Origin of the sequence: Azospirillum sp. TSH58 (assembly GCF_003119115.1) — a bacterium.
Taxonomy (GTDB): domain Bacteria; phylum Pseudomonadota; class Alphaproteobacteria; order Azospirillales; family Azospirillaceae; genus Azospirillum.
Genome location: NZ_CP022364.1, coordinates 22,091 through 45,079 on the forward strand (window position 1 = coordinate 22,091; position 22,989 = coordinate 45,079).

At 67.6% G+C, this 22,989-nt stretch carries 17 protein-coding genes; all 17 read left to right on the top strand.

Annotated elements, in window-relative coordinates; translation table 11 throughout:
• Positions 1-40: 40 nt before the first annotated feature.
• The 17 genes from TSH58p_RS03625 (at position 41) to TSH58p_RS03705 (ending at position 22,907) form a co-directional block, all read left to right on the top strand.
• Positions 41-385: a DUF2190 family protein gene (locus TSH58p_RS03625; protein WP_109070194.1), complete on the top strand. Its 345-nt coding sequence runs from the start codon at positions 41-43 to the stop codon at positions 383-385.
• A gap of 49 nt (positions 386-434) precedes the next feature.
• A complete protein-coding gene (locus tag TSH58p_RS03630; RefSeq protein WP_109070193.1) occupies positions 435-1,277 on the top strand; it encodes a hypothetical protein in 843 nt (280 codons plus the stop codon).
• Between the two features lie 2 nt (positions 1,278-1,279).
• Positions 1,280-1,732, top strand: a complete 453-nt coding sequence (locus tag TSH58p_RS03635; protein ID WP_109070192.1) for a hypothetical protein — start codon at positions 1,280-1,282, stop codon at positions 1,730-1,732.
• 81 nt (positions 1,733-1,813) lie between these two features.
• Positions 1,814-2,161 (top strand): hypothetical protein, encoded by a 348-nt coding sequence (locus TSH58p_RS03640; protein WP_109070191.1) that lies wholly within the window; start codon positions 1,814-1,816, stop codon positions 2,159-2,161.
• 13 nt (positions 2,162-2,174) lie between these two features.
• Positions 2,175-2,621, top strand: coding sequence for a phage tail tube protein (locus tag TSH58p_RS03645; RefSeq protein WP_109070190.1), 447 nt, complete (start codon positions 2,175-2,177; stop codon positions 2,619-2,621).
• Between the two features lie 145 nt (positions 2,622-2,766).
• Positions 2,767-3,435 (top strand): hypothetical protein, encoded by a 669-nt coding sequence (locus TSH58p_RS32960; protein WP_162600026.1) that lies wholly within the window; start codon positions 2,767-2,769, stop codon positions 3,433-3,435.
• A 36-nt stretch (positions 3,436-3,471) separates the two neighbouring features.
• On the top strand, positions 3,472-4,302 hold the full coding sequence (locus TSH58p_RS03655; protein ID WP_109070189.1) for a hypothetical protein: 831 nt from the start codon (positions 3,472-3,474) through the stop codon (positions 4,300-4,302).
• 143 nt (positions 4,303-4,445) lie between these two features.
• A complete protein-coding gene (locus TSH58p_RS03660; protein WP_109070188.1) occupies positions 4,446-4,664 on the top strand; it encodes a hypothetical protein in 219 nt (72 codons plus the stop codon).
• Between the two features lie 3 nt (positions 4,665-4,667).
• Complete coding sequence (locus TSH58p_RS03665) at positions 4,668-5,279, top strand: hypothetical protein (protein WP_109070187.1); 612 nt, start codon at positions 4,668-4,670, stop codon at positions 5,277-5,279.
• 90 nt (positions 5,280-5,369) lie between these two features.
• On the top strand, positions 5,370-15,095 hold the full coding sequence (locus TSH58p_RS03670; protein ID WP_158282607.1) for a phage tail length tape measure family protein: 9,726 nt from the start codon (positions 5,370-5,372) through the stop codon (positions 15,093-15,095).
• Positions 15,095-16,669 carry a hypothetical protein gene (locus TSH58p_RS03675; protein ID WP_109070185.1) on the top strand — a complete coding sequence of 525 codons (1,575 nt, stop codon included), beginning with the start codon at positions 15,095-15,097 and terminating at the stop codon, positions 16,667-16,669. Before TSH58p_RS03670 ends, TSH58p_RS03675 begins: the two co-directional genes overlap by 1 nt.
• Positions 16,670-16,795: 126 nt before the next feature.
• Positions 16,796-17,563, top strand: coding sequence for a hypothetical protein (locus tag TSH58p_RS03680; protein ID WP_146205869.1), 768 nt, complete (start codon positions 16,796-16,798; stop codon positions 17,561-17,563).
• Complete coding sequence (locus TSH58p_RS03685; protein ID WP_109070183.1) at positions 17,560-20,475, top strand: LamG-like jellyroll fold domain-containing protein; 2,916 nt, start codon at positions 17,560-17,562, stop codon at positions 20,473-20,475. Before TSH58p_RS03680 ends, TSH58p_RS03685 begins: the two co-directional genes overlap by 4 nt.
• Positions 20,475-21,158: a hypothetical protein gene (locus TSH58p_RS03690; protein ID WP_109070182.1), complete on the top strand. Its 684-nt coding sequence runs from the start codon at positions 20,475-20,477 to the stop codon at positions 21,156-21,158. Before TSH58p_RS03685 ends, TSH58p_RS03690 begins: the two co-directional genes overlap by 1 nt.
• A gap of 95 nt (positions 21,159-21,253) precedes the next feature.
• Positions 21,254-21,748 (top strand): hypothetical protein, encoded by a 495-nt coding sequence (locus TSH58p_RS03695; RefSeq protein ID WP_109070181.1) that lies wholly within the window; start codon positions 21,254-21,256, stop codon positions 21,746-21,748.
• Complete coding sequence (locus TSH58p_RS03700; RefSeq protein WP_109070180.1) at positions 21,736-21,915, top strand: hypothetical protein; 180 nt, start codon at positions 21,736-21,738, stop codon at positions 21,913-21,915. The genes TSH58p_RS03695 and TSH58p_RS03700 overlap by 13 nt, the downstream gene beginning before the upstream one ends.
• A 149-nt stretch (positions 21,916-22,064) precedes the next feature.
• The gene (locus TSH58p_RS03705) at positions 22,065-22,907 is read left to right on the top strand and encodes an N-acetylmuramidase domain-containing protein (protein WP_109070179.1); all 843 of its coding nucleotides are present in this window, start codon (positions 22,065-22,067) and stop codon (positions 22,905-22,907) included.
• The last annotated feature ends 82 nt before the right edge of the window (positions 22,908-22,989 follow it).

Here is a 22,989-nt window from a genome sequence, read left to right on the forward strand (position 1 = left end):
GCCCCATGCGGTCGCCCCTTCTTTCTGAAGGAGACGCGCGATGCGCAATTTCATCAAGCCGGGCAACAGCCTGGATTTCATCGCCCCGACCGGCGGCGTCACGTCGGGGCAGGGCTTCGTCGTGGGCAACTTCTTTGCTGTGGCGCACACCACCGCTGCGGAGGGAGAATCGGTGTCCGGCCTCATGGAAGGGGTGGTGGAACTCCCGAAGCGCCTGTCCCAGACCTTCGCCAGCGGCGGCGCGGTGTCCTGGGATGTCGCGGCCAAGCGCTGCGACGGCCCCGGCTCGGGCAAGTACCCCATCGGTGGCGCGGTCGAGGCGGCGGGCAACGACGCGACGACCGTCATCGTCCGCTTGAACGGCACCACCACCAGCGCGGCCTAATAGGGCAGGGCGGCCAGAAGCCGCCCGTCCTGCATCCGGAGCAACGCCCATGACCTACGGCGCCCAGCAGATGGCCGTCCAGTTTCGGGTTCTGGGCGTCCCGGCCCTTTACACGCCCCCGACCGCCAACCCGATCCCGTGCCGGGCGATCCGCGCCACGCAGCCGCTGCGGTTCGGGACCATCGACCTGCCGGTCGAGGGGGCGTGCTGGGACCTCTTACGGTCGGAGGTGGCGCCTGAATTCGGGGGCACCTTCACCGTGGGCGGGGCGGCCTATCCGGTGGACATTCCGCCCATCCCCTTTCCGGTGGATCAGGACCCCGAAGGCCTGCGCGCCCGGCTGCTGTGCGGCTGGGGCACGTCGGCAACTTTCCGGACCACCACCGGCAACCAGAACACCCTGAACCCGCCGACCGGCTCCGGCTGGACCGTCGCCACCGCGGCGCCGGCCGGCGCGTCGAACGTCACCATCAAGGCGACGCTGACCACCGGCCAGCTTCTGCCCGGCGACCGCGCCGTGATCGGTGGTGATGCCTTCGCCATCACCGCGCCCGTCTCGGCGGCCGGGAACGTCTTCGCCAACGTGCCGCTCGACCGGGCCTTGCCGACGCCGGCGGCCGCTGGCGCGCCGGTCGCGTTCTCGTTTGCCTGTGATCAGCTCCTGAAGGTCGCGGTGCGCAGCTTCGAGGCCGGCCAGCTTCTCGGCGGGATCGTCGTGGGTGACCAGCGTCTGATCGTGCCGCAGGTCGCCTTGGATGCGGCTGGCGTGATGGTTGAGCCATCCGCGGCGCACAGCGTGCTGATCGGCGCACAGCGCTGGCGGGTCAAGACGGCGGTCGCCGCTCGACAGGCCGGCGCCGCGGTGCTGTGGGACCTGCACGTCGGAGCATGACGATGATCAATGACGCTGCCGTGCGCGTTGCCCTGCACGCCGTTCTGGCCGACGGGCCGATTCCGGAGGAAGACATCGGGCGCCTGGGCGACTTCTCGTTCCAGCCGTCTCCCGACCGGGTGCACCTGCGCATATCGCTGATCTGGGAGCGCAAGGCGAAGACCGGCGCCGTGCTAACCGAGGCCTCCGGCATCTGGCAGGTGCTGGTCTACGCGCCGGAGGGCGCACAGGTCGATGCTGTGGAGAGCTTGGCCCTGTCGCTGGGCCTGCTGTACGAGCCCTACGTCGATGGGCCGCAGCTCGCCGACATGGTGCGCATCACCGACGTGCAGACCCTCACCGCCGTGGACGGGCAGGATCGCCCGGCGAATGACGGAACGCCCGGCCTGTGCTGGGTTGTCGTGCCCCTCCAGGTCGATTTCCGGATGGAACTGATCCCAGACGGGATCGTCTGACCCACCCATTCCTCAACGCCTTCATCACCGCCGCCCGGCATCTCGCCGTGGCGGCTTTTTCACGTCTATGGAGAAAGCCCCATGGCCCAAATCAGCGCCCAAACCACGAGCGAGGCGGGCGCCGCTCTCACCTACAGTTCCGCGTCTGGCGGCGGCGACAGTTTCACCAACACCGGCAAGGAACTGCTGCACGTTAAGAACGGCGGCGGCTCGTCCGTGACGGTCACCCTGAAGTCGCGCAACACCACGCCGGTCATCGACGGCTACGGCCCCGTCAGCAAGCCGGACGTTGCGATCACCATTCCGGCGGGCGCCGACCGCTTCGCCGGCCCCTTTCCCCAGAAGGCGTTCAACGACGCCAACGGTCGCCTGTCGATGACCTACTCGTCCACGACGAGCGTGTCGGCGGCGGTCATCGCCACTCGATAAGGAGCACTGATCCATGGCGACCTCCACGTCCATCCAGGCGAAGGCGGGCCGCGCCTTCACCATCAAGGTCAGCGACGGCGGCACGACGCCGACCTTCCTGACCATCGGCGGCTTGAAAAGCACGAACCTCCAGCTCAACGGCGGCGCGGTGGAAATCACCAACGTCGGCAGCGCCGGCTGGAAGGAGTGGCTGCCCGGTGGCGCTTCCAAAGGCCTGTCCATTTCCGGCGACGGCATCTTCGACAGCCTGACTCAGGGCGCCCGGAAAGTCTGGGACGCGGCCATGGCGATGGACGCCACCGGCTACATCGAGTGCCAGATCATCAGCGGCCACGGCGACAGCTTCGTCGGCACCTTCGTGGTGGAGAACTACAGCCGCAAGGGCGACGACGGCAGCGCCGAGACCTTTTCGGTGTCGCTGCAGTCCTCCGGCCCGCCGCAGTACATCCCGGCGCCGTAAGCCCCATCGCCTTTCCCTGACCCGGACTGGGAACACCCGTTGGCCGAGAGGCTGACCACCCGCGCGAGGTGTGGGCGGCGGAGCGTCCGGGATTCGCTCTGCCGCCCTTCGCGATTCCCGTAACCTTCCTGATCCCGAGGAAGATATGAAGAACCTGGAACAGTTTTTCCGCGATGCCGCCTCCGTCGGCATCATCGATTTTGCGCTGCGCGCCTCCATCGTGGATGGCGAGCGCGTGACCTTCTACGTGCATCCGCACGGCAAGGATGGCGAGACGCTGGACTTCACCGTCACCGGCAACGTGCTCACGCCGCCGGGCGAGTTTTCGCCGCTGGCGGGGCCGAAGCCCGACGCCTCCATCACCATCGACCGCTTCGGCGACCGCTTCAGCGCCGTCACCGGCCCGGACGAGCGCGGCATGGCGTTGGGCATCGCGGCCAACCCGGATCACACCGCCGCCCAGAGCCTCTCTTCGGCGCTGGACTTCGCCCGCGAGCAGCTGATGGCCAACGTCAGCGGTGAGGCCGTCACCCTCTGCTCCGATCGGCGCATGATTCTCATGTCGGCCGACAATCCCGCCGGTCGGAAGCTGGAAGACCTGCTTCCTCAGATCGCCGGGGAAGTCGAGGCCAAGACGCTGAAGATCGCGGCCGATCCGCGTCCGGTCGCTCGGCGGGTCGCCGAGAACAACGCCCGCATCGTCAAGCTGCTGGAGGAGGCGGAGACGCTTCAGCGTGCCTCGTTGGAGGCGCTGGCCTCCATTGGCCCGGACGAAGGGCCGCTTGGCGCCCCACGCATCGGCTCCGCCGCCTGAACCAGTATCTGCATTCCCATCCCGAAGGACCATCCCATGTCCATGCTGCCCATCACCGCCGCCAAGCCCTACCTGTTCATCCGGCTGGTGGACCAGATCGAGAAGGCCCGCGACACCGTGGCCGATGCCTCCCGCAAGCTCGCCAACGCCTCCGCCGCGCTGGAAGCGAAGCCGGATGACGTGGACCTGAAGAAGGACGTCGACGAGGGCGAGAAGCTGCTGTCCGACGCCTACGAGGAGTTGGACCGGCTGGAGGCCGAACTGGAGACCAACCCCGACCAGCCCGTCTACAAGCTGCGGGTCCCGAGCTTCGACATCAACGCCGCCTTCGAGGAGGCCCTAGTCCGCCTTCCGACCTACCCGGGCGACCGGAAGATGTTCCGTGCCATCGAGGCGAGCGGCCTGATCCCGAGCGACGATCCCGATTTCGTCGCCGTGAAGGAGGCCCTGAAGAAGTCCGGCGGCGGTGTGTCCGAGGACCTCAGCGCGACCTTCCAGGACCTGTACGATCGCGCCGACGATGCTGAGACGGTCCGGGACATCCGTGCGGCTCGCCTGCGTTTCCAGAAAGGCGTGGCCCGCCTCCGCACGAAGCACTACCTGATCGGCTTCGAAGGCGTCCGCGACCTGGATGGCGACCTCGTACCCTACCTCGCCGAGAACGGCTATCCGGCCGACGCCACCATCAACGCCATCCCGCCGGAGGACATCACCGCCATCGGCGACAAGGTGCAGGAGTTGAACACGCTGCGCGGCCGCGGGGGAAACTCTCGTCGCGGGGCGAAGTCCTCCGCCTCGCCGCAGCCGTCGCAGCCGAGCCCGACCGATACCGTGACGGAGACGGTGGAGACCCAGAAGATTCCGTAATCGGACCGTGGGAGGTGCTGGGGGAGACGTGGCACGTCAACCCCAAGCGCTTCATTCCAGGCTGGGCTTGGACGATGGTGCGGCTCTGGCGTATGTCGCAGGGCGGCACGGGTGTAGGGCACCTACCTGAAGGCCCGCGTGCCATGAGCCAGTCCACGCTCATGATGGATGCCTTTGCGCTGATGACCGAGGCCGAGGCAGAGATGCGGACCGAGGGCGAGAGCAAGCCGGGCGTCTGGACGAAGCGGCAGATCGCCGATGTTCGCGCCAGCGTGGCGCAGGCGAAGGAACTCTACCCGGACGGTCCGGCCACCGGCGCGTTGCTGGAGGCTGTTCTGAAGTCGCGCCAGCGAGAGGAATGAACCATGGCCCGAGATTCTGTGTTCGACCGGCAGGTCTTCCTCATGCTGCGCGGCGCGGAGCAGGAGGTGAAGCGGCTGTTCGTCCAGCACATCCACCAGGAACTGGACCGTGCCAGGGCGGAAGCCCGGCCCGCCGGATGGGACCAATGGATTGACGGGAAGGAGGGGGCGCCGATCGAAAGCGTCGCCCCCTTCGGCGTTGCGGTGTTCGAGTTCCGGTACATGCCGGAGATCATCTGCTTCGCCCTGGACATCCTGTTCGCCAACAGCCCGATCGACATGCACCCGCGGGCGGACAACATCGTCTTCCGCGAGTTCCGTCAGTTGTTCGTGGATGGGGTGTTCCGCGACGACGTGAGTGACGGCATGGAGCCGTCCGATTTTAGGTGGACGCTCGATATGCCGAAGGGCACCGAGTACCTGCTGACTGATGATGAACCTTATGCCGGGAAGCTGGAGCGTGGGTTCTCCGACCAAGCACCAAATGGCGTCTACAAGGTTTCCTGCGACACCGTTCGCCGGCGGTACGGGAATCTCGTCCAGGTTCAGCTCCAGTGGGTTCGATCCGAGGGCGCAAAGCGAGGCGCCCCGGCAATGATGATCCGGGAGCTGTAAAGCTCCAAACGCATAGGCCCGCCTCTGGCAGGCTTTCCTGTTTCTGGGCGCCCGGCCATGCCGCGGCGCCCTTTTCGTTGGGTGTTGCCCATGACCGATATGCGCCTTGCTCGCCTGACCGTCGACAACGGCTCGGTGGCCGAGGATCTGCGCAAGATCCAGGGCCTGTTCGATGCCGTCGGCGGATCGGTCGAGAACACCACGAAACGGCTGACGGGCACCTCGCGCGAGTTCCAGGCCATCGCCCGGCAGGCGGGGGTGGTGACCGATGCAGGAGCGAAGATCGTCCGCGTGTTCGGCGAGGCGAAGGCGGCCATCGACAAGGGATCGGTGTCGGCTGAAGACGGCGCCCGCGCCATGGCCACCTTGGCAAAGACCGTGGGCATCACGGGGCAGGGCCTGGTGGAGTTCGTCAACACGGCTCGCGCGTCGAAAGCGTCCCTTGAGGGCCTGACGGAGGGCACCAAGGAATACAGGGAGGCGACGGCAGCCCATAACCGGACCCTGGCCGAGGCCATCCAGAGGCAGCAGGAAAAGCGGCGGGAGGATGAGGAGGCCGCGCGCAAGGCCCAGGAAGCGACCGAGGCCACCCAGCGGAACGCGCGGGCCGTCCAGGCTCTAGCCGAGCAAATGGACAGTTCGACGGCGGCTCAGAACCGGTTTGCAGCCAAGCAGCAGGAGGTGATTGACCTCTTCGTTGCGGGTGACCTGAACGGACGCCAGTTCGCCAGAGCGATGGAGCATGTCAGCAACTCCTTCGACCCAGCGGTGATCGAGGCCCGCAAGCTCCAGGTCGAGTATCAGAATCTGCTGGCGAAGTACGATCCGGTCCGCGCCGCTGTCCGTGAGCACGGGCAGGAAGTCGCCCGTGCGACCGCCATCCTCGACAAGTCCAACGCCTCCGAGCAGGTCCGCACCGCGGTGCTGAAGGGCATCGCCGATGCCTACGATCCGGCGACCAGGGCCGCGAACGAGCGGACAGCCGCTCTGAAGCGAGAGGAGGAAGCGCAGGCCGCCCTGATGACCAGCTACCGCGAGCAGGCTGCGCTTGCCCGGTCCAGCGCTGAGGGGCAGGGCACCTGGAATGCCTATGCCGGCGCGACCACGCCAAAGCCCAAGTCGGCGAAGGATTCGGCGGACTTCTTCGGTCCCATGCTCGAAAAGCAGGCACTGGCCGACGAGTGGGAGTCCCTGATCGCCATGGAGGGCTTCGCCCAGCAGGATCGAATCGCCCAGACCAAGGCGGCGGTCGCTTCGAATTGGGAAGCCCAGCTCACCATGGACGCTTGGGGCGCGGCTGAGGCGAAAGCCCGGTTGGCGGCCGAGTGGCAAGGCATGCTCACCGTCGAAGAGATCAAGACGGCTGAACGCATGGCGCTGACCAAGGCGGCCGTCGCCGAGAGGTGGGAGGCGCAGATTGCCATGGAGGGCTTCGCTGCCGCTGAGGCGAAGGCGAAGCTGGCGAAAGATTGGGAGGGCATGCTTGCGGCGGAGGGCTTCGCTCAGAAGGAGCGGCTTGCGCAGCTAGAGCATCACGCCGCCCTGGTCATGCAGGCCGAGTTGGATATGGCCAGCTTCGACGCGCCGGCCAAGTTCAACCGGCTGGTGGCGGGTTACGACAAGGAGTCCACCGACGCGCTGAAGTATGCGAATGCGCTGGGTGAACTGCGGTCGACCGCGGCGGCGGCCGGCGTTCCCCTGGAGCAGCTTGCTGCGGCCGAGGAGAAGCTGGCCGCGAAGATGTCACCGGCTGCCCTTGCCGCGAAACGGCAGGCCGATGAGCTGGCCGAACTTCGCCGCACCATCGATCCCATGGGCGAGCGTTTGCGGGACCTGGAGGCGAAGAAGCTCAAGCTCGATGAGGCCTTCGCCGCCGGCAAGCTGGAGGGCGGGCGCGCCGAGTATGAGGCTCTGTCCGCCGCTTACGAAAAGCACCGGCTCCAACTCGTCCGCAGCACCGAAGCGGCGGAAGGGTTCGCGGGCAAGATCGGTCTGACCCGCGCCCAGATGACGGCGCTCGCCCCACAGATCAACGACGTGGTGTCCGGTCTGATGATGGGCCAGCCGCCGATGATGATCTTCGTGCAGCAGTCGGGCCAGATCGTCCAGGCGCTCCAGGCCGGTGGTGCCGAGTTCAAGCTGTTCTCCGGTTCGATGGGGGTTGCCCTCGGCGTGATTGCGGGCGTCACCGTCGCGATGATCGCCCTGGTGGCCGCATCTGAGAGCTACCGGAACTCCATCAACGCGGTGAACGACGCCAACCGCATCATGGGCGACTCCACCGGCTACAGCCGGGGCCAGTTGGAGGATCTGGCGGGCTCGCTGGACAAGGTGTCCACACGCTCCGCTCGACAAATGGAAACCGCCTTTATCCGTGTCGGCAACGTGGCCGGCGACCAGTTCAGGGGCGCGATGGGTATCGTCCGCGACTTTGCCCGCGTGACCGGTCAAGAGGTGCCGGAGGCCGCGCAGAAGCTGGCCGACCTGCTGAAGGACCCGGCCAAGGGCGCCGAGACATTGCGCGATAGCTACCGGGCGCTGACCGCGGCCCAGGCGGAGTATGTGCAGCGGCTGGCCGCGCAGGGCGACGTCGGCAAGGCTCAGCAGATCCAATTGGACGCGCTGAAGGCGAAGTATCAGGACTTCGCGGATGAGGGCGTGGGCTATCTGGCTCGGGCCTATCATTTCCTGCGGACCGGCGTTTCTGATGCCTGGGACTGGATGGGGCAGATCGGGGCGCCGAAGTCGCTGACGAAGCAACTTGCCGACGCCGAGGCGGTCGTCGCCAAGATCGAGGCAAAGTTCCGATCCACCATGGGGCGCGCCCCGGTCGGCAATGAGCTTCGCCAGATCGAGCCGGAAGCTTACGGCGAGGTTGACACCCTTCGCGCTCGGAAGACCGCCGAGGAGGCTGTCGCCGCTGCTCGGGCGGCTGGTGCGGCAGCAGAGGAGCGTCGCAAGGCTGGTCTGTCCCTGTCCAAGCAGTTGGACACAGAGATTGGCCAGCAGAACGCCCTGAACAACCAGTATCGCGCCCTGGAGAAGTCCGTTGAGGCCTATTCCCAGCAGATCGACACCCTCAGCCAGGGCGAGGGCAGGGCTGCTGCTCAGCTCGGGCAGGTTAAGGAAGCCTACGCGCAGGTTGCCGAAGCGCTCGATCGCGTGAAAAATGCCAAAGCGACCCACCTCAGCGTTTCCGAACGTCTGGCCCGTCAGGACCAGATCGCGCTCAGCTACGCCACCCAATATGGGCAGTTGGCCGACAGGAATCGCGCCCGCGAACAGGCGGATCTGGAGACGGCTGGGCAGAAACTGACAACGAAGGAGCGCGAGGCCAAGATCAACTCAGCGGTTGCGCAGGTGATCGCCCAGCAGACCGCGGCGGTGACCGGGCAGGTGGTTGCGGCCCGGTCGGCTATCGTATCGCTCGACCTGCTGACCACTGCATACGGCCGAAACGCCGCCTCTGTCCGTGACGCTGAGTTGGCCCAGAAGGTCATCCAGGCGACCATGGGCATGGCGCCCGACCTTGCCCGGCAGGTTGCCCGTGCCATCACCGAACAGGAACTTGCCCAGCGCCGGCTGAACGCCGCCACCTACGCGGCCAACCTGCGCGATCAGGTTGAGGACGCCCAGCGGCTGGCGGACGCCTGGACCTTCGGCGCCGCGGCGGTTCGCGAGGCCGCTCTGGCGAACGAGGTGCTGGCGGAGGCTCGCAAGCGCGGGCTGGACGCTGAGCGAGACGCCGACACGATCCGCGGCATCGCAGAGGGTGTGGCGGCGCGCGATATGGCCCAGCGTGCCCAGACTTTCGGGCAGATGGCAGAGGAGCAGCGGCAGGCTGTCGCCTTGGCGAACGCCGAATACGCCATGCTCGGCCAGAGCAACGCCGCTCGCGCCCAGCAGGTTGCCATGCTTCAGGCTGCGAACGACCTGCGGGCCAAGGGCGCCGACCTGACAGACGCTGGGACTCGCGCGTACATCGAGCAGGCCGGGGAGCTGGCGCGTGTCAACAGCATCCTCCAGGACGCCGCCCAGAACGCGGCCAACATCGCCCAGCCGATCAGCACGGCATTCGAGGATGTGCTGGTCGGCGCGAAACAGGCAGGGGAGGCCATCGAGGCGCTTGGCGAAGACCTGAAACGAATCTTCGTTCGACAGACCATCACCAAGCCGTTCGAAACGCTCGTTTCCGGCGAGCTGACCAAGCTGATGGCTGGCCCCGTCGCAGTGGCCAACGACAACACGCCGCGGGCTGCGGCCGACGCCGGCCTGTTGGATCGGATCGTCGGCAAGGTCAATGGTGGGCTGGGCAGCACCGCCCACAATGCGATGTGGGTCCGAATGGCTTCAGGCGCGGCGGCGCTCGATGCGACCGGTCTGACGGCTCGGACCCTGACCGGGCCGGTGCCGGTACCGGTGGCGGTGAAGGACGCCGGGGAGCTTGAAGGCGTGATCCAGACCGCCTCCACCAAGTACGGGGTGGATGCCAACCTCATCAAGGCGGTGATCCAGAAAGAATCGACCTGGAACCCCACCGCTGTGAACCCGCGTTCCGGCGCCGCCGGCCTGATGCAGATCATGCCGGCCAACTGGAGCGCGTACGGCGTCACCAACCCCTTCGACCCGGCGCAGAACGTCGATGCCGGCACCCGCATCTTCCGTGAGCACCTCGACCGTGCCGGCGGCGACCTGGAGCGGGCGCTGTCCACCTTCGGCGGCTTCATCACCAAAAGCAGCGACGGCTATGTGGCGTCGGTGAAGGCCAACAAGGCGGCGTACGATCAAGCCGCCACATCGACGGTTACCCTCGCGGGTGCACAGACCCAGGCGGCTGCGGCTGCGTTGGTGTTCACCAGCGAGCAGCGCAAGGTGATCGACGCCGCGCTTGGCAGCCAGAAGGCCACGGCCGAGGCAACCAACCAGCAGGATGCGCTGACGGACGGGCTGGGCCACTTCCGGGAATCCCTGGAGGCGGAAGTCAATTCGCGCGACCAAGCGGTGAGGGCGACCCAGCAGCTTACGCAGGCCCAGCAGACCGCGGCGGCGGGCATGGTCGGCGGCACGCAGGCCGCCCTCGGCGGCATCATGTCCCTGGTTGGCGGGATCACCGGCGCCGGAACCGTGTCGGTCGGCGGCAGCGTCATCTCCGCTGGCGGACCACAGGGCATCCAGTCCGCGCTGGGAAGCCTTTGGAACGGGATCAGCGGCGGGAGCTTCGCCAACACCAGCCTGAGCGGCATCAAGACCTGGCTGAACAGCACGGCGTGGGGCGGAAACGTCGCCTCCAAGACGGCGCCCGTGGCGAAGGCCGGGAACGGCATGCTCGCGGGGGGCGAAGGCGCACAGACCGGCATGGGCACCGCCCCGGCAACGCCTGCGGTGACCTGGGGCAACGTCGTCGGCGGCGGCCTGACCGCCGTCGGTGGCGCCATGCAGATGTCGCGGGCACAGAACGCCGGCCAGAGCATCGGTGGAGCCGCGCAGATGGCCAGCGGCGTCATGATGTTGATCCCTGGCATGCAGGTTGCCGGTGGGCTGGTCGCGCTCGGCGGCACCCTTCTCAGCGCGTTCAGCGACGGCAACAGCCGCGGCGACCCGTACTCCGTCACGAACTTGTCGATGAAGGGCGGGCGCTTCACGCGCGGCAGCTTCGACGCCGACAACGGCGGCGATCCGGCGAAGTGGAACAGCGCGGTCGATCAGGTCGCCGGCAAGCTCAACAGCCTGATGGACACCTATGGGCTGGTCGCCGGCAAGCTGACCAACGTGGCGGTCGGCGAGCGGAATGCCACGCCGGAGCAGGCCATGCTTCAGGCCCTGCGCTCCATGAAGTCGGACAACGCCGACATCGCATGGGTCCTCGCGAACGCGGTCGGCGATGACCTCGACGCCGCGGTCAAGGCCATCGACTTCGCGGCGAAGTTCCGCGACACGGTGGCGCTGTGGAACAGCGGCATGGACAGCATCGTCGCCGCCACCCAGCAGGGGACCGCGGCCGCGAACGCCTTCGGGAAGTCGGTGCTCGCCTTCTTGGATGGCGCTGCGGCGACCTACGACGTGGCGGCGCTGTCCGCGAAGGCCGGCGGCAAGACCGGCAATCCCGCTCTCGACAAGCTGCTGGCCGGGCTGCCGGGCTACGCCACCGGCACGCCCTCGGCCAAATCCGGCTGGGCGGTGGTCGGCGAGGAAGGCCCCGAACTGGTCAAGCTGTCTGGCGGCGAGCGGATCTGGAACGCGCGTGAGTCGGCGCGGATGGTGGCCGGGCTCGGGCAGGGCCGCGACACGGAGCTGGTCCACGTCCGGCCGGACGAACTGGCCTGGATGCACAAGACGCTGGGCGGCGGGCGCATCAACCCGGCCACCGGTCTCCCTATGTTCCTCGAAGGTGAAACCGGCGGCGTGTCGGACACCGGGTCCGGTGGCGTCGGCGGCATGGGCGGGAACTCGGACGGCTACGGCGGCCACACCGACCGCGACGGCGGCTTCACAGCCTCCGAGAATAGCGGCGGGATCGCTGGGGCCATCAGCTCGATCTCTACGGCCATCAGCAACGCGAGCCGTGCCATCGCTAATGCCCTCGGGCTGGATGCAAAGGAGGCCGGCCTTCTTAGCGGCATGGTCGGTCTTGCCCCGACCGCCGCCATCGCCGCCATGCGCGCCGCTGCCGAGTTTGCTGGCAAAGGCCTCACCGCGGCATTCGGCCCCGGCGATGCCCCGGCAGTGGCCGGGCCGGGGGACCCCGGTAAGTCGCCGACCGGCGGCGACTTTGCGGCGGCTGAGGCCGTGCTGACCAAGTTGCTCGATGCCATCAAGGCTGACCCGACCGGCGCCACGGGCAAAGACGTGTTGGGGGCGATGGAGGCCGGGAACACCGGCTACACCGTCGCGCAACTCGGTGGCGGCTCGTCCGATGCCTATCTGGCTGGCGTCCGCGGGCAGGGCGGCGAGGCCAAGGTGGCGGCGCTTGCTGAGGATCTGGACGCCGCTGTGCAGTCCATCGCCGAGGCGGGCGTGGCGATCCCCGACGTGCTGCGACAGGCGCTGGAGAAGACCAACGCCTACGCGACCTCGCTCGGTATCACCCCGGCCACCGAGAAGCGTGAAACCGCAGCCCGTCTGCTCAATGAGAAGCTGGGCGAGCAGGGGCTGAGCACCGGGCGTTATGGCGAGGTGATGGGCGTCGTCCAGAGCTTGGCCGATGGCACCTTCAGCGCGGTCGGGAAGGACTTCCAAGCGCTCGCCGACGACATGGTGAAGTCGATGGCGGCGATGTCCGCCGCCGGCATGCAGGTTCCGGCGGCACTGGCAGCCGCCGAGAAGCGCATGCTTGCTCTGGTCGCAGCCAAGGCCCGCATCGACGCGGAAATCGCCGGGGTCACCGACACCAGCACCGACTATCAGAAGCAGGTCGCGCAGCTCACCGGCTACTGGTCCATGGCCAGCACCGATCTGGTCAAGGCGATGCAGGCCGTTGGCTATGAAGGCGATGTGCTGACCCAGAAGCTCGGCGAGGGCCTGAAGAACGCGCTGGAGAAGCTGAACAAGGAGACGGCCAAGAGCTTTGACACCGGTCTGCGTTCGGCGCAGGGGCGCAGCTACATCGATGACCTCGCCGGGATCAGGGAATGGTGGAACAAGAACGCCACCGACATGGTGCTGGCCGGACGGAACCCGAACGACCTTTACGCCGCCCGAGCGGAAAAGGCGCTTGAAGGTCTGAGCGTTGACCAATTGAACGACGTCATCACGACCTTCCGGGGCGTCGATGACGTGATGGTGGGGTTTGCGCAGCACGCCCGTGAGATCGCGCTGTCCAAGGCGATGACCGACCTCGATCAGCGGTTCAAGGCTGCTCAGGTGTCACTGGGACAGCTTTCGCAGGAGGAATACGACCGCTACGAACTCAATCTGAAGCACACCGACGAACTGGCCGACGTGACCGACGCCGCGGTGCGGGCGCGCCTGCTCGAAGTCCAGGCCATCGAGAAGCAGGCCAAAGCCGAGGAGGCGCTAACCAAGAAGCGGGAGGAACTCCTGCAAACTGGTGGGGGTGTCCGCTCTTGGCTCGACCAGAAGAACGCCACAGCCGGTACCAGCGTCTCCCCGCAGGAGGCGCGGGACGCGGCGCAGGCCCAGTTCGCACGGGACCTCGCGTTGGCCCGCGGCGGTGACGTGGAGGCCTATGGCCGTCTGACCGGTGCCGCTGACCGGCTGCTGTCGTCGCAGGAGGCGCTGACGGCCAGCGGCACCGAGACGCAGACGATGCGGGCGTGGGTGATGTCCTCGCTGGAAAACCTGCCGGCGACCAAGAGCTATGACCAGCAGATGTTGGAGGAGCTGCGGAAGCTCGGCGGCTCGGTGAACGTGCAGGTGGAACTGACCACGGTACGTGTCATCACCGAACAGCTTTCGGCACTGTCCGACGCTGACAAAGCCAAGCTGACCCAGGCGGCGGTGGTGCTGCGTACGGTCGAGGAGCGGATTGGCCGCTTCCTGACCGATGCCGAATTGGGGCGGCTTGTGGACAACGCCCTGGTGACCCGCGACGTGCAGCAGACGCTGGGCCGGGACCTGACCGACGCCGAACGGACGGCGCTGGTGGACGGCGGGAATGTGCTGCGGACCGTCGAGCAGCTCATGGGGCGGACACTGACCGCGGTGGAGGTGGAATCCATTGTCCAGTCCGGTTCGGTGTCCCGCAGCATCGAGCAGGCCATCGGGCGCAACCTGACGGCGGCGGAGGCGGCGTCCATCGTTGAGGCCGGGTCGGTGACCCGCTCCATCGACCAGCACCTCGCCCGCGACTTGTCGGCACCGGAGATCGCCGCGCTCGTGGTGGGCGGTGCTGTCGAGCGGCTGGTCACCCAGCAGCTTGGCCGCGACCTGACGTGGGAGGAAAGGGCCGGGCTGGTCACGGCGGCCACGGTCATCCGCTCGGTCGAGCAGCAGCTTGGCCGTCCACTGACGGCGGCGGAACAGGCGGCGATCATCCTGCCAGGGAGCGTTCAGAGGACCATCGGCCAGCAGATCGACCCGGCGACGGGCGCCGTGCTGGTCCCCGGCGGCACGGTTACGCGTACGGTCACGCAGTCGGTGGAGACGACGGAGACGGTGCAGATCAGCCGCAGCATTGACGACAAGATGTCGGGCATCCTGGCCTCCATCAAGGAGTCCTCTGCCGGCATCAACACATCCGCCGCCGGCATGCAGAAGCTGCTGGAGCGGGCGGTGGACGGCGACGGCCTCATGGTCAGGACCCGGCCCACCAGCGACCCACGGAGCTGGGTGGCTTTCGAGCGGGGCGGCGTCGTGCCCGGCTTCGAAAACGGCGGGATTGTCGCCAACGGCATCCCTGGCCGGGACAGCGTGGTTGCCCGCGGGCCGGGCGGCATGCCGATCTGGCTGGCCGGGCTGGAGGGCATCCTAACCGCTTCGGCCACCGCCGCGATCGGGGGCAAGCCGACCATCGATTACATCAACCAGCACCACGCCCTGCCGGGGTGGGAGCGCGTGGGGTACGAGGCTGGGGGCATCGCCCCGCCGGCCAATGACCTCTGGGCGCCCAACGTCACGCCGATCCGGCGGCAGGACTACGCTCCGGCGCCGAGCCGCTCGGGGTCGGACGACCGCGCCGTTGCCGAGCTTCGCTTGCTTCGGCAGGCCATTGAGCGGCTGGAGCGCCGGCTGGAGCGCAACGAGGGCATGGACCAGGAGCAGCGAGCGGCCATCGCGCAGGAGATGGCGAGGCTGCTCGACCGCGTGGCGGATGCCACTGAAACCACCGCTCAGAAGGTCAGCGGGAGGCAAGGCTGATGACGACAATCCACCTGATCGAGCTGGACGCCTACCATCTGGCGTCCGGCCACATTCACCGCTGGCACCTCGCCACCAAGCCGGGCTACCGGTCGGGCCCCGGCGATACCCCGGCCTCGCTGCCCTGGCTGCCGCTGGTGGGAAAGCCCTCCGACGTGTCGCTGTCGATTGCCAGCCTGGGGGAGACGATGGGGGCCACGTTGGTTTCCTTCGGGTCAGTCGAGTTGGACAACGCCCGTGATTGGCAGGGCGGTCGGCAGGCCCGGGTCTACGACGCGACTGCCGACGCCTGGATCACCGTCACGCTGCCGGCCCGCCCGCTCAACCCCTTGCTGACCGACTACGCCCTGGCCGGCTGGCCGCTGGTCGAGAAAGTCATCGAGGTGGGGGCACCCTACGCCACCGCCCAGGTGGTGGCGCGTGTCACCATGGAAATGCCGGACCCGGACAGCAAGCGCAGCACCATCAACCTGTCCGTCCGCGGGCGGGAGGCCGACTTTGACGACCCCCTTCTGACGGAAAAATACAGCACCGGGGACGGCGAGTCCCTCGCCGACCGGACGAAGGAGCGGGCCTTCGGCCACTGCTACATGGAGCCGACCTATCTCGGAATCATCGGCGGGCTCTACACCTGGAGCGTCAACGGCGGGCACCCCATTGATGGCGTGCCGACGCTGTGGGATCGCGGCTTTCGGATGATCCCGCGAACCACCGGAACGCCAGCCAGCAACGAGTTCAAGGCGGACCCAGCAACCGGGATCATCGTCACGGCCAGCCGACCGCCGGAGATCCTCTGCGAGGTGAAGGGCGACAAGACCGGCGGCGTCTGGCGACGGTACGTCGGCGAGATGGCCCAGCACCTGGCAGTGACCGTTGCCGGCAAGGTGCCTCTCGCCAGAATGGACGCCGCATCTGTAGCGGTGCTGGACGCCACGCCGCGCGAGATCGGCTACGCGATCCCGACCGGCTCCAGCCCGACCCTGCGCGAGGCGTTGGACAAGCTGCTCTGCTCGCTGGCGCGCGGCTACTGGATCGTGACCGCCGATGACATGTTGACCGTTGGCCGGTTGCTCGCTCCCACGGCGCCCGCTGCCCGGACATACCGACGCGGGGTCAACACCCCCGGTCTGACGCCGCGCAGCACCGACAGCCGGGGCTTGCCGGCGAAGACCGTGACCTTGCGCTACGCCGGGATTCCGAAGGTCACCCAAACCATCGTCGCCGACGCCCTGGACGAGGACGTGAAGCTGCACAAGGCGCTGTGGCGCGAGGTGACCGACACTGACGCAGCGACCGCAGCGGCATATCCCGGCGCGCGGTCTCCCACGGTCGAAACCCTGCTGTGGGACCGCACCCAGGCGGTGGCCGAGCAGGCGGAATTCCTGTCGGAGCTGAAGAAGGTCCGGCGCGTCTACGACTTGGTCGCCCAGGACGGCGCCCCCGGCACCGACCGGCGGGCCGTGCTTCAGGTCTTCGATGACCTCGCCGGCTATGAGACCGGGCGTCTCGTCACGGTCATCGGGCGGATCAACAACGCCCGCTCCAAAATTCCCACCCTCGTCGTCCGGGAGTAGCCGATGGGCTATGGCCTTCTCGCAGATCGCAACCGCTGGCCGGCTGCGACGCTGACCAGCAATGCCGATTGGTCGCCGAACTCGCCGCTCGTATCCTGCCAGTCGCTGCCCCTGCTGACCGCGGCGGTGTCGACCCGGCTCGGGACCGCCGTGAACCCGGTGGTGATCAACGCGGTGTTCCCTGAGCGCTACGCCTGCACCTATGCGGGCTGGTTCCGCACCAACTTCCGGCAGGCCGCCCGGTACCGGCTGGAACTGTTCGCCTCGACCGCGTTCACGGGGCTGCTGTTCGACACGCGCTCCACAACGACGGGCCGGGACCGGGCGGTCGTGCCGTCCCTGCTCGACTGGCGGCAACTCCGGTGGGGCGACAGCAACCTTTACCGGGGCGACTTGCCCGATGAGGACTACCAGCTCTACCCGACGAATATCCACGTCACCTTTCCCTTCTGCCGGGTCGGTAGTGCCCGGTGGACCTTCTACGGGGCCGCCTACCAGCCGGACGGAACCGACGCAGACGCCTACAGCCTGGGCTATGGCTGGATTTCCGACAGCCTACAGTTCTGGCGCTCTCTGGATGCCGAGGACGGCTACGTCTCGACCGACGAGGTGACGCGCTTTCCCGGCGGCGGGGTGTCGGTCGAGCCGGGGACCGGGTATCGCACCGTGACCATCCCCCGGCAGGTCAACGGTCGGCAGATCCGCGACAGCCTGTTCGACTTGGCCCGGCGGGTGGACTACTCGAAGCCGGTGGTCTGGCTCCCCAACGCCGACGATCCGGCGGCCTGCTTCCGCTACGGCGGCCTTTTCCAGCGGCGAGGCGAACACGTCAACCGCTGGTTTGCCTCCTCCTACACCAGCAGCACCACCTCGCTTGAGGAGATCACCACATGACGACGCAGAGCGACCTGCGCGCCATCAACGGCGACACCTACAACAGCAACACCAACCCCGGAGGTCTCGACGGCCCCGGCGGCATGGAGGCCAACTTCCCGCGGGCATTGGCGCTGGTCGCCCAGGGCCTGGACGACATGGCGGGTTACCTGTCGCAGGCCAATTTCCTCGCCGCTCAGGCATCGGTGGCGACCATCCTGCAACTGTGTCAGGCGCTGGTGGCGCAGATCACGCAGGGCAGCACCTCCGCGCTCGCCTTCCCGATGGTGGACAAGGTGCTTTTATCGTCCAGTGCGGTCGCACAGGTCCATGTCTACGACACGAGGCTGGATGACCGCTTGCCGGACGGGTCGCGCTGGAACGAACCGGGGCGGGGCTCGCACCTGTCCTACTGGTCCGAGGCGCTGGGCACGTACAGCGGGGTCAAGCGCGACGTTCCCGCAGTGGTGGCAATCTCTGCGCTCAAGGAGCAGTGGTATCTGCACGATGCGCTGGACCTCGACCCGGTCACTGGCGTTCCCCGCCTCTGGAGAGCGTCAAATCCGACTGGCAACGGCCTCGTTCTGTGCGGCTCCTCCGCGCCGATTACCAGCGTCTTCGCGCGCAACAGCTACATTTATTTCGGAACCGGCATGGGTTTGCACGTTGTCAGCCTTACCGGCGACTGGTGCGAGCGGTACGACAACTCGGGCCGTCGCCGCCGGCTGGGGACCTTCGCGCAGCGGAACACTGTGATCCAGGAGGGGGCGGTCTTCGCGGCGGCGGCTCTCATTTCGACGCAGATCACAGGTGTGCACGCGGAGGTGCTGCCTTTCGCGCCACTCGACCCAACCGGCATGCCGATCCCGACAGTCGTCGTGACGACGCCGGCTGGCGCGAGCGTGATCCACCCCAATGGGCTGGTGGTGCACATCCCGGCGGCGCAGGGCTTGGCGGGTGTACAGTTGCGGCGGGACGGACAGCTGTGGCTGGCCGATGCCGCAGGGCACTCAGTGTACACAGGGCCTGTGCCCTACCAGACCATCAGCTACACAGCCTGGGCAAGCAAGGCGTACAACCGGGTTGGTGGCAGCAATGAGTGGCCCTTGATCTCCTACGGCGGGGCCAAGCGGATCGCCGGCAACGCTTTCGGCGGCAATGACGGTGGGTTTTCCCATCCGGGCTTGACTTTTTTACAGGAAGATCCGGGGAACCCGTCCAACGGCATGGTCGCCTTTACGACGATTACCTGGGCCACTGGGTGGCTGCCGGGGGACATCCGGCTCGCCGCACTCTGCGACGCGGCAGCGGGTGCACTCACGGGATCGGTTGAACTCGCGACCAACGGTGGCTTCGACACCGACACCGTATGGAGCAAGGGCGCCGGGTGGGCTATCGGCGGTGGCGTTGCCACCAAGACGTCCGGTACCGCTGGCTCGATTTCCGAGCCAGTCCCTTTCACTGCAGGGGTGCTCTACGCCATCACTTTCACTGTGGCGGGGGTGAGTGCTGGGTCCCTTACTCCCACTATCTCAGGGGCGACACAGACCGTTGGCGTGGCCGTCTCCACGAATGGCACCTACACACAGTATTTGACTGCCCCGCCTTCTGCCGCGACCGTCGATTTCTATGCTTCCGGGTCTTTCACAGGGACGCTGGACGCCGTGTCGATCCGGCTCGCCGTGGCAGATCACAGCTACAAGGGCAAGGGTCTGATTCCGAACGGTACGCTCCAGCGCAATCCTGTGGCGCCCGGCGCGGACATGGTGGCGTGGTCCGGCTTTACCGGGTCCAACTGCCTGCTCCAGCCTTACAGCGCCGACCTGGACTTTACCGGTGATTTTTGGGTCGGCTGTTGGGTGAACAACACCTCGAATTGGAACGTCCTCTTCGACAGGTCGGCTGCCAGCGGCGCACACTGGCGGTGTGACAACATTGGCGGCTCTCCACAAGTGCCACGCTTCTGGGTCAGCGATGGATCGTACAACGCGTCCGTTGTGCTGCCGTCGTCCTTGCAAGGCTTGGGCTGGGTGCTGCTGATGTTTTGCCGCCGCGGGACACTGCTGGAAGCCTGGGTTAATGGCGTGCTGGTTGCCACCGGTTCGGCGGCCTCCGTTGGGTCCCTCGCCAATAGCGCGGCCACGCTGACAATCGGCAACGCCCGATCCCTGGCCGCCAACGCCAACTCGTCCATCGCCATGTTCCGCGCTGGGGCCGGCGCCCCATCTCCTGTCCAATTCCGCCGCATGTATGAGGACGAGCGCCCGCTAATCGCGGATGGCGCCAAGTGCCTGCTGGGCGGGACGAGCAATGGCATAACTGCACTATCCCGCTGCCCCCTGACCGGGCGTTTGGCGGCGGGAACCGGCGATGGTGTGACCATCTTTTCTGGCCTGCGCCCTGTGTCGTACCTGGACGAGGTGGCGCTTGCCGCCACCACCTCCGACACCATCCGGTCGGTCAGCCTGTGCGGCGGCGTGCTGCTGATCGGCACGGCTGCCGAGGTCGGCATCGTCTGTGACGCCACCGGCGGCAAGGAGGCCATCGCTGTGGGTGGCGTCACCCGTCCTGGCTCGAACCGCCCGCCAGAAATCTATGGCGTGACCCTCGACAGTGCGGCCGTGGTGCTGCCGGGGTCGCATGTCTTCGTGGAGGAGGGGCAGCGACGCGTCGTCCGCGCTCTGGTGAAGGTCACCGAATACAACAACCCGGCGGGCGAAGGAGCGACCTATGAGGTGCGCGGCGCGTTCCGGCGCGCGGCCGGCGGGAACATTACCCTCATCAGCAGTCAGCAGATCGGCACCCCAGACGAGACGACGAGCACGATGGATCTGGCGTGGGTTGTTGATACCGCATCCCAGACCGCTCGCCTTCAGGCCATCGGCGTCACGGGGAAGCGGTTGGTCTGGGAAGGCTCGAAGGAGATCCTGTGATGCACAACATTATCGACAGCTATAAGGGCGGTCGCTACCTCCTCCGCTGGGCCTTGGTCGAGATTCATCCGGCGGTGCTGGACGCGGAAACCGGGGACGAACTGGCGCCCGCCATCTACGGGCCGAGCTGCCCGGACGCACCGCTTGACGTTTTCGCCGCCGAGCCGGAGGAGATCGAGGCGGTGCTGGCCGAGAATGCCGAGGTTCGGGCGCTCGCCGTCGCCGCCTTGCCGCCGGCCGAGCCGATCATCGTTCGGGACTTCGACGCGGAGGGCAACCTGGTCGCCGAGCGCGAGGTGATCCCGGAACCGCCCGCCGCCCCGGTGGTGCCGCTCGCCGAGCTGAAGGCCGCCGCGGTGGACCTGATCAACGCCCGCGTCGGCGAGCTGCGCGCGGACCACATCACCGTGACGGTCGGGCAGTCGGCGACCTATTTGGAAAAGCAGGACGAGGCTGCGCGGCATGCGGCTGGCGACAGCGGCCCGTTCCCTTACCTGTCCGCCGAAGCGATCGCCACCGGCTCCAGCCTGGACGAAGTGGCCGCCCTGGTCGGCGCCACGGCAACGGCCTGGACCGCGGTCAACGCCGACCTGGAGGGCAAGCGCCGCGCCGCGGTGGAGGCTGTCAAAGCCGCCGAATCGCCCGTCCAGGTCTACCAAGCCTGCACCCACCTCCGGGCCTGATCGCCCGCGACAAGACTCCCAACCCTGTCCACCGACCGGCGCCCGCGAGGCGCCTTTTTCATGCCCGCGCCTCGGCGCCGGCCGCAGGAGGTCCCATGCCCGATCCATCATCCGCCGCTGATGGCGGTGTCCTATCCAACATCTATTCGCAGATCGCCGCCGGGGTCGGCGGCAGCCTCGTCGCGTGGCGGCTGTTGGTGTCCTTCGGGCGGCAGGACCGGGCCGCGAAGATGGAGGCGGAGATCCGCGCCGACCTCCGCCAGCAGATCGCCGACCTCCGAGCGCAGGTGGTGCAGTTCCAGGCCAACATCGCTGACATGGCCCACGAGCGAAACGAGGCCGTGAAGGTGCGCGGCCAGCTCGAAGCCCGCATCGGTATGACCGAGGAGCGGCTTGCCACCACGCGGACCGAGCGGGACGAGGCCCGGACCGCGCTGGTTCGGGTCCAGCAGGAGAACGAGAACCTCATGGCGACGAACCAGCGACTGGTCGAGGAGGCCGCGGTCGCTGAGGCAGAAGCCCGGGGCGCGCCGGCCGGCACGAAGCCCGGGTCGCGGCAGGTGCCCGGAGAGCGGCCATGGAAAAGCTGAACGATCCGGGGCAGCACGACGCCCAGCAGGTCGCCGACAAGGCCCTGGCCGATTGCGGCGGGGACGAGGCCGCCGCCCGCCTGCTGCTGGCGCACCAGCTCATCGTCGCGCGCCAGGGGATGAGCACAGGCCACCTGCGGCTGGGCGCGAACGCTGCGACCCGCTGAACCTCCCCTCTGTCGGGGATTGGCGCACCGGCAAAAAGAATGGCGGCCCCAGAGAGCCGCCAAGGTTCAGCTAATTCTGCCGTGGAAGGCAGATCGCGCGACCCTAAACGCGACGGCTTTTTAAAACAATTCCAATGAGGAAGTAACCCATGACCACCACGCCCTCCGGCGCGGCCGAAGCCGTGCGCCTGCCCTCCGTAGTCGGCGCCGCGCGCCCGCTTGGTCCCACCGACATCGCCACCGCTGCCGCTGCCCTCGGCGTCGAGGAGGCGGCCTATCGCGCCGTCCTGATCGTGGAGACCGGCGGCCGCAGCGCCTACCGGCCCGACGGCCGCATGCCGATCCTGTTCGAGGCCCACATCGCCTATCGCCTCAACGGCGGGGTGACCGTGCCTGGTCTGGCGGAACGAAGCTGGGACCGTGGCCTCTACTCCAGCACGGCGGCCGGCGAATACGACCGACTCAACCGGGCCTGCCAGCATCGGGCCATCGGGCCGGTGGTCGCCCTGAAAGCGGCGTCCTGGGGGATGCCGCAGATCCTGGGCAGCAACCACGCCCTCTGCGGTTTCGGCGATGTCGAGAGCTTCGTGCGGGCGATGGCGGACAGCGCCGTCGCCCAGCTCGCCGCCTTCAATGCCTTCGTCGTGGCACGCGGGCTGCTGCCGGCCCTGCGCGGCAAGCGCTGGAGCGACTTCGCCCGCGGGTACAACGGGACAGCCTTCGCCGCGAACGCCTACGACGAGAAGCTCGCCGCCGCCTATCAGCGGGTCCGCGGCGCCGCGGGTGACGGCGTGCTCGGGATCGGGGACGTCGGGCCTGACGTGGCCGCGTTGCAGCGGGCGCTCCAGCGCTGCGGCTTCCCGTCCATCGTGGAGGATGGCGACTTCGGGCGGCGGACGGCCAACGCGGTCGAGCAGGTCCAGGCTGTTCACCGGCTGCCGGTCACCGGGCTGGTGGACATGCGGACGGCGATTGCGCTGGGGCTGGTTTGAGGGTGGCGAACTCAGAAAGCAGAGTGCAGCGGGAGGGGGCTATAAGAGCGCTCTTGCGAACGCATATGCATTATTTTTGAGA